This is a genomic window from Aureimonas ureilytica, from assembly GCF_001475935.1.
Classification (GTDB): domain Bacteria; phylum Pseudomonadota; class Alphaproteobacteria; order Rhizobiales; family Rhizobiaceae; genus Aureimonas; species Aureimonas ureilytica_A.
On the sequence record NZ_LDQA01000124.1, the window covers coordinates 1 to 1,444 of the forward strand.

The window sequence follows — 1,444 nt, forward strand, 5'->3', positions numbered from 1 at the left end:
TGGAAGCGGCACTGGACGCTCTGGTTCGGGCCGATCCGCGTCTCGCCCCGGTCGTGGCGCGCGCCGGCCCCGTGCCGCTGCGACGCACGGCCGGCGGCCTGCGTGGGCTGGTCGGCACGATCACCGCCCAGCAGGTGTCGCGGGCGAGCGCGGACGCGATCTTCGCGCGGTTGGCGGGCGAGGTGGATCTCGACGACGCGGCGGCGCTTTTAGGCGCGTCGGACGAGGCGCTACGTCGGGGCGGTCTGTCGCGCCCCAAGATGCGCACGCTGCGCGCCATCGCTGAGGCCGTCACGACCGGCGCGCTGGACTTCGACCGGCTGGAGCGGCTCGACGCGGACAGCGCCATCGCCGAGATGGTAGCGATTCACGGGATCGGACGCTGGACGGCGGAGTGCCATCTCCTGTTCGCCTTGGGCCACCCGGATGTCTTTCCGGCGGGCGATCTGGCCCTTCAGGTTGCGGTCGGCCACGCGCTGAACCTGGCCGAACGGCCCAAGGAGAAGCCGCTGGCCCAGCTCGCCGAGCGCTGGTCGCCGCACCGCGCCACGGCCGCGAGGCTGTTCTGGAGCTATTATGCCGCCATCACGCGGCGGGATGCTGCGCCCGCCGCACCGCCCATCGCTCGGGAAAACCCGCCCGATGTGAACCATGATGCCGGCTAACCCCTTCCAAGGCTTCACAAAGACGACATGTTGGAGCACGATAGTGCAGACGCATTTGAAACGAGCATGAGCATACGGTTCGCACGGCCGGCTCCCGTTCTTGCGAAACCGCTGCCTTGCGTGAAGGAGAGCATCCTTGACGATCGCAGTGCCGTCCAACTTGTCTCCCGCGCTCGTGTTGAACGCGGACTTCAGACCGCTGAGTTATTATCCGCTGTCGCTTTGGTCGTGGCAGGACGCCATCAAGGCTGTGTTCCTCGACCGCGTGACGATTCTGGCGGAGTATGATCGCGCGGTCCATTCGCCGACCTTCTCCATGCGGCTTCCCTCGGTCGTGTGCCTGAAGACCTATGTCAAACCAACACGTCACCCGGCTTTCACGCGCTTCAACGTCTTCCTGCGCGATCGCTTCCAGTGCCAGTATTGCGGCTCGCCGCACGATTTGACCTTCGATCACGTCATCCCGCGCTCGCGCGGCGGCCTGACCACGTGGGAGAACGTCATCACAGCGTGTTCGCCCTGCAATCTGAAGAAGGGCGGGCTCATGCCGAAGGACGCCGGGATGCACCCGCACCAGCCGCCCTACCAGCCGACCGTGCACGATCTGCACAACAATGGCCGGCTGTTCCCGCCGAACTTCCTGCATGAAAGCTGGCTCGACTATCTCTATTGGGATTCGGAACTCGACCCGGAATAAGAATCAGGGACAGAACCCTACGGTTCGGCCCACAGGGGCTTCGTGCAAATGGGCACCGTTGGTGATGCGTCGTCTCGCGCCC

The 1,444-nt window shown here is 65.7% G+C and carries 2 protein-coding genes; both read left to right on the forward strand.

Annotation, left to right across the window (positions count from 1 at the left end):
- Positions 1 to 11: 11 nt before the first annotated feature.
- Entirely contained in the window at positions 12 to 665 is a 654-nt protein-coding gene (locus tag NS365_RS22930; RefSeq protein WP_082684799.1) for a DNA-3-methyladenine glycosylase family protein, read from the forward strand.
- 136 nt (positions 666 to 801) lie between these two features.
- A complete protein-coding gene (locus tag NS365_RS22935; RefSeq protein ID WP_058602598.1) occupies positions 802 to 1,362 on the forward strand; it encodes an HNH endonuclease in 561 nt (186 codons plus the stop codon).
- Positions 1,363 to 1,444: the final 82 nt, after the last annotated feature.